Genomic DNA, 10464 nt, shown 5'->3' with positions numbered 1-10464 from the left:
AGAAACAGCCATTGCTATTACTTTCCTCGTCATGAATCTGTCTGCCCTGCTACGGCAGGTTTTTTGTCTTTTTTTATGTATATTCCATAATCAAGTCTTTTTCGGAGTCAATTTATTATTAAACCTTATCATTGACCGAATAGTTGACAATAAATTCTCATTGTTACTGTCGTCTTATATAACTACTTAATCGATCAGTTGTGTTTCTCCGACTTATTCAGCAGACCCTATTTCAACGCAGCTTATTGTCTGGATTGCGATCGCGTTAGCACAAGTCACCCTACTGGCAATCGCACCGTTGTTGATTCGCTGGTTTTCTTTACTTCCTTAATTGTTATGAAATTATCCTCTTTTAAATTAGATGCATGATGGCACATCTGGAAAATTCAAAGCTTAGACAAGGGCGGGTTTAGTTACCTCAACACCAACAAAAAACGTTAATTGTAAAACCCGCCCCTACAGTCATTAAAACTTCTTTATCGGAGTGCGATCGCGGTTTTCATCGAACGCTTAAAATAGAAAGCCTAGAGGAACAGTTATCTAAGGAATTTCCGAATAAGGGAGAGCCAGAGGCTGAAGCAGAAGGAAAAGCAGAAGACGAACAAGGAAAGCCAAACGGAAAACAAGACGAACAAGATCAAAGGAAGCTTTTAGGTCTGAAGGAGTATAAAAGATGAAATAAATCATCCTTGAGGCAGATAAATTTTGACGCCTCATTTTTTAAGCTAAGTGCCGAGGACTAGAAAGTTGAGGTAAATTAGCCGAACTATTTTCTAGTCGCCGGACTATATTTGACAAATCGGCAATTTGCCCAAAACCACACAAGGAGATATTATTGAATGCTGAATCGTTTGCCTAAAAAAGAATGCAATAGCTGGTTAGGAGTAAAGAAAGGAGGGGCGTTTACCTTAATCACCTTATCCCTACTCCTAGGCGCTTGCACCCCCGAACCTGAAGCAACAGTTCCGGAAACGGGAGTAGACACAACCGTAACGGAAACGGATGATACAGACGTTGAAGACGTTGTTGAAGATACCGCACAACTGATCGGTGAGACGGTAACAGTCAGTGGTGAAGTGGAAGAAGATTATGGAATTAACACATTTGTCATAGAAGAAACTGGTGAGATCTTTGGTGATCAAGTGTTGGTGATTAATACTGCTGCAACAGAGCCGATTCTGGAAGAACAGAATGTCCAAGTTACTGGAGAAGTTCGCCAACTCTTAGTGGCTGAGTTTGAGCGGGATTATGACTTAACCTGGGAGGGGGATATTCGGCGGACAATAGAAGCTGAGTATGAAGGACAACCTGTTATCGTGGCTGATGTTGTCGAGGTATTGGATATTCCCTAGAATTTCGGGTCAAAAACTTTACTTCATCGCAAACAAGACTCTATAGCGAGCGAGACTCTATAGCGAGCGAGACGCTCGCACTACGGCGGCGGCGGCGGCAATTCTTTTTGCCTCTTTCCTCCTGCTATCTACCATCTGCCATCTACCATCTGCCATCTGCCTTTTTCATGAACGGAAAGTCAATGTCACTACAAACGTTTCTAGATGACACCTTTACCCAGTTAGACCAGAGATTAGAAACCTATCACCCTGAAGTCCAACTGCGGGAGGTAGGAGTGGTAAAATCGGTATCCCGTGGCATTGCAACGGTTAGTGGTTTACCCACGGTAAAAGCGGATGAACTGATTAGCTTTCCGGGTGGGTTGTTGGGAATCGCGTTTAATTTAGACCCGGATGAAGTAGGGGTTATTTTATTAGGAGAAAGCGAACATATTGAAGCTGGCGATCGCGTACAACGCACGGGACGGATTCTGGATGTGCCAGTGGGCGAGGCGCTGATCGGTCGGGTGATGGACGCCACGGGTCGTCCGTTGGATAATCAGGGGGCGATTCAAACCACTGAACGTCTACCCATCGAACAGGAAGCCCCCGCTATTTTAGACCGCGCCCCGGTGAAAGTGCCATTACAGACGGGTCTTAAAGTCGTAGATGCCTTGGTTCCCATTGGTCGCGGTCAACGGGAATTGATTGTTGGCGATCGCCAAACCGGGAAAACCGCGATCGCAGTAGATACGATTATTAATCAAAAAGGGAAAGATGTCATTTGTATTTACTGCGCCGTGGGTCAACGTACGTCCACCGGGTCGAGAAGCCTATCCTGGTGATATTTTTTATATTCATTCCCGGATGTTGGAACGGTCAACCCACCCCTTGAGGAATCTGACAATTAGCCGATGGCGCGATCGCTCCTACGCCCCTACCCCTTCTGTGGACATCACCGTTAAAATTCTGGTGACCACAAATCAACAATAGCTACCTCAAAAAATTCGGCAACGACTTCATCTGACTCATAACCCGATGGACTCATAATTATGATTTGCCCGTCCACTAACTCCATGCGATACTCAGGATGTTCTGCTTGTAATTTCTCCAAGTCTTTGCGGGTTAGAGCTGTCAGAGAAGCCATAGAACCTCATTGAGTCTATATCTAGAATGATTTATCAATCCATTGTATTACCGTTGAGCGCAACTCGGTATTCGGCTTAATGGTACTGAAATAAGCATTTTAGAATCGCCGAAAAGGTACTATTGCTCTCCCTGCTCCCAGACGTAGCATGCTACGTCTCTACATGCTCTCCCTGCTCCCCCTGCTCTCTAACCCCACCACAAGACTTATTCAGCCGCCCCTAATTAGGCTCTTATCCCTGACGACGAACTAAGATATCTTGAGAGAAGAACTCCCGTTAAGAGAAAATCCTTTTTCAATGACTGCGACTACTCCCAACTCCGCCAAACACAAAAAAGCCAAAGCCTTGAAACCAGGGACTATCCGCCCTGCCAAGGAACTCTGTAGCGAATGTGGTCTGTGTGATACATACTATATTCATTATGTCAAGGAAGCTTGTGCCTTTCTTAACCAACAGATTCCCGAATTAGAAACCCAAACCCATGGACGTAGCCGGAATCTGGATAATCCCGATGATTGGTATTTCGGCGTCAACCAGGACATGATGGCGGCGCGGAAAATTCAACCGATTGAAGGGGCGCAGTGGACTGGAATTGTCAGCACCATCGCTATTGAAATGCTCACCAGTGGCAAAGTTGAAGGCGTTGTCTGTGTGCAGAATACCAAAGAAGACCGTTTTCAACCGATGCCGATTATCGCCCGAACTCCAGAGGAGATTCTCGCCGCCCGGGTGAATAAGCCTACCCTGTCTCCCAACCTGTCAGTCTTAGAACAAATTGAACAGTCGGGGATGAAACGCCTGTTAGTGATTGGTGTCGGCTGTCAGATTCAGGCATTACGGGCGGTGGAAAAAGAACTCGGCTTAGAAAAACTCTACGTTCTGGGGACGCCCTGTGTGGATAATGTCACCCGCGCCGGCTTGCAGAAATTCCTAGACACCACCAGCAAGTCCCCTGATACTGTCGTGCATTATGAGTTTATGCAGGACTTTCAAGTTCACTTCAAACATGAAGATGGTTCAATTGAGAAAGTCCCCTTCTTCGGATTGAATACGAAAGAACTCAAGGATGTATTTGCCCCATCTTGTATGAGTTGTTTTGATTATGTCAACTCCCTAGCAGATTTAGTTGTCGGTTACATGGGCGCACCCTTTGGTTGGCAATGGATTGTGGTGCGAAATGACCGGGGACAGGAAATGCTGGATCTGGTGCAAAATCAGCTAGAAACGCAATCGGTTACGTCTAAGGGCGACCGACATCAAGCCGTGCAACAGAGTATTCCGGCGTATGATAAAGGCGTTACCTTACCGATGTGGGCAGCCAAATTAATGGGGGTGGTGATTGAAAAGATTGGTCCGAAAGGATTGGAATACGCTCGTTTCTCGATTGACTCCCACTTTACCCGCAATTATCTCTATGTGAAGCGTCATCACCCAGAGAAATTAGCGGCGCATGTGCCAGAGTTTGCTAAGCGAATTGTGGGACAGTATAACTTACCCGATTAAGGGAGTTATCGAGCAAGGGAGTGGGGTTAAGTTGCGGCTTCAATCAATCAGTATCAAGCGCAACTGACCCTGACTCAATTTATCGGGTATAGTTTCAGCCAAACGCGATCGCACAATCAAAAATAGCCTTACAGTACAGTTTTCTAAGCAAGATACCCGACTTCTCCAAGTAAGCCTAGAACTAAAGTTCTGGCTAAAAGCTTAAACCCGTTTAAACGGGTTCAGAGACTTAAGCTTTAGCTGATACCAAGTTGCATTCAAAGATATAACTTTCTCTCCCCCTGCTTCCCCTGCCTCCCCTGCTTGTCCTATCTACTATGTTTGAGCGCAACTCGGTATATTCCCATCTGGGGCGGATAAGTGAGGATAGTCCCAATTAAAGCTAGAAAAATTTCCCCAAAGGATTTGCCCACCCCAGTTTGGCAGGTTTTAGCGATCGCTGAGTGGGAAAGCGTGCAAATAAGCGGTCTAATTCACTTTTGCCGCCTTCATCCCACAGCATTTCAATCGGTTTAAATGTTTCAGTATGGGGAAAATCAGGACGGTGGCGAGTTAATCGTTCAGCGTATTGGGTCAACGGCTGAAAGTGAATCGAATAATAGAGTCTGTTGACTGGATAATGTCTAAGTTCAAAGCAGGGAAAAAATTCTGGAAAGCGTTCCCTGGCTTGTTGAAAACGGTTATAGATATCCCGTTCCCAGCGTTTGCGGGTAATATCATCAATTTCTATACCTTGCTCATTGAGGAGAATCATCGAATTATTGGAACGGTGCATAAGGGGAGGGAACTTGCTTCACTCTCTACTTTAGAAAGGCGGTGTGACAAGGTTATGACAAATTAATGACGATCTTATCGAGGGGTGACAAGGGAGTTGAGGTGTAGGCAGGGTATGGGGTGTAGGGTGTAGGGTGTAGGGTGTAGGGAGGGCTTCACAACCTTTGAAGGAATCTGGTTTTGACGTTAGTAAGGGCGGGTTTTGCTACAGATGTTATCGGTGAGATTCGACATTGAGTGCCTAAACCCGCCCCTACATCGTGTTGTATTATTTAGATTTGGGGTGAGTCAGGGCGGGTTTTGCTACGGATGTTATCGGTGGGATTCAAAGTTGAGTGCCTAAACCCGCCCCTACAGCGTTTTGTATTCTTGAGATTTCGGGTTAGTAAGCCAATGCCAACCCATCCCCACGGGGTTCAGATGCGGCAACGAAAACGCCTCCCTGCCGTAAGATTATCTGACCCTTGCCAAACCGTTTCCTGTCAGCACTCCGTTCAATGTCATGTCCCCGTTGGGCGAGTGCCAAGGCAATATGAGACGGTACTGTTGGCTCTAAAAGTACCTGATTTCCGGCGATAAACTGCCATCGTGGAGCATCCAGTGCCGCTTGGGGATTCATGCCATAGTCTGCCAGATTCACCACCATTTGTAGATGTCCCTGGGGCTGCATATATTCCCCCATCACGCCAAAGGGTCCTAAGGGTTGACCGTCTTGGGAGAGAAAGCTGGGAATAATCGTATGATAGGGACGTTTTGCGGGGGCGATTTGATTAGGATGACCCGCTTCTAAGGTGAAACCACACCCCCGATTGTGTAGGGCAATCCCTGTACCCGGAATCAGAATCCCACTACCAAACCCTTGATAATTGGATTGAATCAACGACACCATCAACTCCCCATCGGCGGCGGCTAAATAGACGGTTCCGCCTTTGGCTAAACCGGGTTGGGCTAAGGGAATTGCGGTTTGGGTGATTAACTGGCGACGGGTGTGGGCATAGTCTTTATCCAGGAGTCGCTCAACTGCTACATCCATAAATCGAGGATCGGCGATATAGCGCTTGGCATCGGCAAAAGCTAGCTTCATCGCTTCAATTTGCAGATGATAGCTGTCCACAGAGTCACGGGGATATTGACTTAAGTCGAATCCTTCTAAGATATTCAAGGCGATTAATGCCGTTAATCCTTGGGTGTTGGGCGGAATTTCCCAAACCCGTAAGTCTCGATAGGGGGTGGAAATCGGGTTAACCCAATCCGCTTGATGGGCGGCAAAATCGGCTACGGTTAATAAGCCACCCGTATCCGATGCGAAGTTGGCGATCGCACGAGCAATATCTCCCTGATAAAAGCATTCACCCCCGGTCTGGGCAATCTGGGTTAAGGTGTGAGCATGAGCCTCACTTCCCCACACCTCTCCTGGATAAGGCGCCCGGTTATGGGGGAAAAATACCGATTTAAATGGCTCAAATTCTTGCCCCTGTAGGGGGAGGAAAATCGCCTCCGCCTGTTTCCAAGCCATTGCCGTAACTGGGGAAACCGGATATCCTGACCGAGCATAACGAATCGCTGGGGCAAATAACTGCTCAAAGGGTAACTTTCCCCACCGTTGCCATAATGTTCGCCAAGCCGAGACACATCCGGGTACGGTGACGGGTAACCATCCCCGTTGAGGGATGTCTTCCATCCCAGCAAAATGGTTTAAGGTTAAGGCTTGAGGACTTTTACCGGAAGCGTTGAGTCCATGTAACTGACCATCCCAGACTAAGGCAAAGGTGTCAGACCCAATTCCGTTAGAGGTAGGTTCAACCACCGTGAGTGCGATCGCGATCGCTAACGCCGCATCAACAGCATTCCCCCCCGCCCAAATCATCTCCATCCCCGCTAATGTGGCGAGGGGTTGGCTGGTGGCGACAGCACAATGTTTGCCCATAATTACCCGTCGCGTTGAAGGGTAGGGGTAGTGAGTTAGGTTATTCGTCATTTGTCATTGGTCATTTGTCATTTGTCAAAACACTGATTTCACGGATTTATTAGAGAAAGTGAGGTAGGCAACTGAGAGATTAGTTACACTGATTACATTGAGTGACATCAGGGTGAAAACCTTCCCGTTAATGATAAATTTTGCCCCTACATCACCCCCATCTTCCCCAGCTTCCCCAGCTTCCCCATCTCCCCCATCTCCCCCATCTCCCCCATCTCCTGATAACTGATAACTGATAACTGATAACTGATAACTGATAACTGATAACTTCCCCTGCTTCCATTAAACCAAGGCTTCACTACAAACAATTATTGGAATTAAGTAATCCTCACCTTTTTGGCGACGGTTTAGCCATTCGCGTCGGTTATATTGGGCGTAAAGTTGCTTAAGTTTGACAAACAGTTCATTTCCGGTTATAATATCCCGCTTTAGCCGATTTAACTCGCGCTTGAGTCCTGTGGTGACGGGTTCGCGGAAGGCTTTTTCTAACAAATTAATTTGGGCTTTGATGTCCTCATCGTTAATTGTTTCAAAAAAGAGTCTGAGTTCGCGTAAACTATATTTTTGTCCTTGGCTAAGATGGCGGCTATAGTCCCGTTCTGCTTGGCGATGTTTTACGTCTTCGGCAAATTGACGTTTAATTCTCATCACCGCCGTATTATAATCTTGGGGTAACGATAATCCTTCCTCTTGGGCGCTGCTTTTTAGTCGTCCTAAAATGCGGGACATATCGCGTGATACAATCTCTCCTTTGTCATCGAGTAAGACTAACTGCTGATAACCTTTTAACTCAGGGCGATTGGGATAGGAGGCTTCGCAGAACACGAATAATCCTTTATTCAGGGAGAATTTAGCGGTGCGGATACCGTGGGGTAAATTAGCGATGCGTTTGTATTCGGTTGGGTCATCTTTTTGTAACTGGCGCAGAATTTCCTCAGCCTCATTCAGGTCTAAAAATTCGCCATTATCCTCAAATAAACTCAGTTGCTGGCTATCCCCATTTTTCTCATAGATGGCGTACATCGCGTCTTCGTTGAGTTGTTCCGTGGGGTCGAGAATTGCGGCATCTTCGCCGATGGTTTCGTGGATTTCGGCGATGCGGTTGGCGAGGATGCGACGTAAGCCGAGATTTTTGTCTAAACCCGTTTCGGGTAAAAAGTTAACGCCGTAAACGATATCATTTTCACTGCAAATTCTGTCGATGCGACCAAACCGCTGAATTAAGCGCACTGGGTTCCAATGCAGGTCATAGTTAATGATTAAGTTGCCATCTTGTAAGTTTAGTCCTTCAGCGAGGACATCGGTGGCAATTAAGGTGTTAATTTCTGATTCATTCCGGGTAAATTGATAGTCGGGGTTGGCTTTTGGGGCAAATCTACCTACGATACGGGCTTTACTTTTATCGCCGCTATAAATAACGTCAATATCATCCTGTTTCCCGTCGGGGTTGAGGTTTTCGTAGAGGTAACGGGCGGTGTCGGCGTATTGGGTAAAGATGAGGCGTTTACCATTGGTTAGGGGGGCTTGGTTTAGCCACGTTTTTAGGGTTTGTAGTTTGGTGTCTTGGGCGGGGGTGATGGGTTGAACTAAGGCGAGGATTTTCTCAAAAAGTTGGATATCATGGTGAATATGTTTATGTAAGCGTTTGGCATCAAAGTCGGTGAGTTGGTATTTGCCAGAGGCTTGACGTAAAGCATCAAGTATGTCTTTTTCTTCAGCTTGGTTGGGTTCATAGAGAATCGATTGGGCTTCCTCTCCGGCGGGAACAAATCCTTGGGTTAAGGCTTTCTCAAACAGATAATGGGCGTTGAGGAGTTTTGTCACGGTTTCTCGGAAAGCTTGGACGCTAGACTCGAAGCGTTTGAAGAGTAGCACCCGAATCAATCCCCGCAGGTTCGCCCCGGCTGTTTGTAAGCTGGAATAGGGTTCTTGTTTCTGCTTGGCTTTTAAGACATACTTGCCTAAACCGTAACGCGCATAACAGAGTTCGTTGGCGGGGGGATTGGTGAGTTGGGGTTTACGGGATTTTCCTAGATAATGGCGCAGTTGTTGGTATAAGCCTTGATAGGTATCTTCGATACTATATTCAATCGTTTCTAACTGACGCTGGGGGAAAAATTGATGCTTCCCGCCCACAATTACATAGGCGCGGCGTTTCCCGTTGAGGTAGGCGGAAAAGTTGGCGGGTTCGACGGGTTGATGGGTTTGGGCGTCGAAGCCGTACCAGCGGAGAATGTGGTTACGGGTGCGGCGGATCAGGATGTGGGATAATAAGTTGGGTAAGTCGCGATCGCCTTTTTCCACCAGTTTAAAGTAAGCTTTTAAATCGGGGGGGTCTACGGGTAAGTCGGTTTTGTCGTCGGGGTGGAAGAGTTTAATTTGATTGTAAATATCCCAGGCGCTTTTATTGCGGGGGGTGGCGGTGAGGAAGCAGCATTGTTTCCCAGTGGCGAGGAAGGTTTCTACGATTTTGTAGCGTTGGGTGCTAGGGTTGCGGAGGTTATGGCTTTCGTCGATAAGGATAAAGTCTCTATCTTTATAGCGGAAGTCGTTGATGAGAAGGTTTTCCCCATTTTCGCCATCCTCTCGCAGCATTCCCAGGGAGAGGACACGGGCGTTGAGATGATAGACTTCATTGTAACGTTCCCACATGTCTACCAGGGGGGCGGGACAAAGAATTAACGGGCGGGCGCGTTCGACTTGTTCAAACCGTTTGACAATCGCCGCGCCGATAAAGCTTTTCCCTAAGCCAACGACATCGGAGACGAAACAGCCGCCGTAGTCACGGATAATTTTGATGGCTTGGTTAACGGCTACTTTTTGGAAGTCGGCGAGTTGTTCGATGGTTTCGCGGTTACTGGTATTCCCGATAAGTAACCGCATTTGGTTGATAGTGTTGAGACGGGGGGCGATGGCGATGAAACCAGAAAGGAAGAAATAACCGACAGCAAAATGGGCGGCGTCTGAGGAGTCGAGGATACAGTTAATACTGTCTACCAGTTTTTGGTTGCGGTTGTCGATGATATCGTGAGTTGGCATTTGTTATTTGTTATTTGTCATTCGTCATTTGTCATTTGTCATTTGTCATTTGTCATTTGTCAAAGCCAGTAGTAGCGTCACTCAGCTAATTTGGTTCGTAGTGAGGGCTTTAGCCCTAATCTGGGGAACAATTCCCCGATAATCTGATTTTACAATAAAGAGAAGTTTCTCCCCAAGGGGAATAATACGATGGTACTGTCCGACTACTTACCCCCTCTCCAAGAGTAGAAAAGCACTGTCTTTACTGTGCTACACCGTTTTGGCAAGTGCTGTAAACATGAAAAGCGCTGTAATCAAAGTCCCCCTTTTGAAGGGGGATTTAGGGGGATATAAATGGCTGAGGTGTAAGTTTAGGGAGAAGGATTCTGGGATTTAGGAGTTTATGGTCAAGGATACCAATGTTACTGAAAAGGGGGTTATAGGAGCGCACATTTTCCCATGATGAAATAATACCTGAAATCACAACCTAAATCAAGCGATTCATGGGATTTGTTTGGCATGGTGAGAAAGCCAGATAACTTGGTGGGTTATGACGGCGCGTTCATTCAAGGGTTTGTTGTATTAATTAAGCATCGTCTCACTCCCGATGGCGGTTGAAGGGTAAGTTTAGGGAGAAGAAGTCTGAGACTTAGAAGTTGATGGTCGAGACTGCTAATGTTCTTGAATAGGGGGTTAAAGGAGCGCACATTTT

General features: G+C 46.7%; 5 protein-coding genes and 2 pseudogenes. 3 read left to right on the top strand and 4 right to left on the bottom strand.

Annotation, left to right across the window (positions count from 1 at the left end; genetic code table 11):
- Nucleotides 1-839 precede the first annotated feature (839 nt).
- Both RIB93_RS29230 and RIB93_RS29225 read left to right on the top strand, forming a co-directional pair.
- Nucleotides 840-1352, top strand: a complete 513-nt coding sequence (locus tag RIB93_RS29230; RefSeq protein ID WP_446378299.1) for a hypothetical protein — start codon at nucleotides 840-842, stop codon at nucleotides 1350-1352.
- Nucleotides 1353-1519: 167 nt separating this feature from the next.
- Nucleotides 1520-2219, top strand: a pseudogene (locus tag RIB93_RS29225) (F0F1 ATP synthase subunit alpha); the annotation flags it as partial.
- Between the two features lie 115 nt (nucleotides 2220-2334).
- Here RIB93_RS29225 and RIB93_RS29220 read toward each other — a convergent pair.
- Nucleotides 2335-2478: pseudogene (locus RIB93_RS29220) on the bottom strand (Uma2 family endonuclease); the annotation flags it as partial.
- Between the two features lie 298 nt (nucleotides 2479-2776).
- Here RIB93_RS29220 and RIB93_RS29215 point away from each other — a divergent pair.
- Nucleotides 2777-3982 (top strand): Coenzyme F420 hydrogenase/dehydrogenase, beta subunit C-terminal domain, encoded by a 1206-nt coding sequence (locus tag RIB93_RS29215; RefSeq protein ID WP_446378297.1) that lies wholly within the window; start codon nucleotides 2777-2779, stop codon nucleotides 3980-3982.
- 382 nt (nucleotides 3983-4364) lie between these two features.
- Here RIB93_RS29215 and RIB93_RS29210 read toward each other — a convergent pair whose 3' ends face one another.
- The 3 genes from RIB93_RS29210 to RIB93_RS29200 all read right to left on the bottom strand — a co-directional run bounded on the left by RIB93_RS29210 (nucleotide 4365) and on the right by RIB93_RS29200 (nucleotide 9773).
- Nucleotides 4365-4757 carry a hypothetical protein gene (locus RIB93_RS29210; protein ID WP_446378295.1) on the bottom strand — a complete coding sequence of 131 codons (393 nt, stop codon included), beginning with the start codon at nucleotides 4755-4757 and terminating at the stop codon, nucleotides 4365-4367.
- A gap of 381 nt (nucleotides 4758-5138) precedes the next feature.
- Nucleotides 5139-6734, bottom strand: coding sequence for a gamma-glutamyltransferase family protein (locus RIB93_RS29205; protein ID WP_446378293.1), 1596 nt, complete (start codon nucleotides 6732-6734; stop codon nucleotides 5139-5141).
- A gap of 282 nt (nucleotides 6735-7016) precedes the next feature.
- On the bottom strand, nucleotides 7017-9773 hold the full coding sequence (locus RIB93_RS29200) for a helicase-related protein (RefSeq protein ID WP_446378291.1): 2757 nt from the start codon (nucleotides 9771-9773) through the stop codon (nucleotides 7017-7019).
- Nucleotides 9774-10464: the final 691 nt, after the last annotated feature.

This window comes from Coleofasciculus sp. D1-CHI-01, assembly GCF_040218875.1.
Taxonomy (GTDB): domain Bacteria; phylum Cyanobacteriota; class Cyanobacteriia; order Cyanobacteriales; family Coleofasciculaceae; genus Coleofasciculus.
The sequence above is the reverse complement of the archived record's forward strand: the minus strand, read 5'-3'. Positions and strand labels throughout refer to the sequence as shown.

Excerpts from the sequence above, each read along its gene's own strand:
- RIB93_RS29230 (WP_446378299.1), top strand. The coding sequence starts at position 840 with ATGCTGAATCGTTTGCCTAAAAAAGAATGCAATAGCTGGTTAGGAGTA.
- RIB93_RS29210 (WP_446378295.1), bottom strand. The coding sequence starts at position 4,757 with ATGCACCGTTCCAATAATTCGATGATTCTCCTCAATGAGCAAGGTATA.
- RIB93_RS29200 (WP_446378291.1), bottom strand. The coding sequence starts at position 9,773 with ATGCCAACTCACGATATCATCGACAACCGCAACCAAAAACTGGTAGAC.
- RIB93_RS29205 (WP_446378293.1), bottom strand. The coding sequence starts at position 6,734 with ATGACGAATAACCTAACTCACTACCCCTACCCTTCAACGCGACGGGTA.
- RIB93_RS29215 (WP_446378297.1), top strand. The coding sequence starts at position 2,777 with ATGACTGCGACTACTCCCAACTCCGCCAAACACAAAAAAGCCAAAGCC.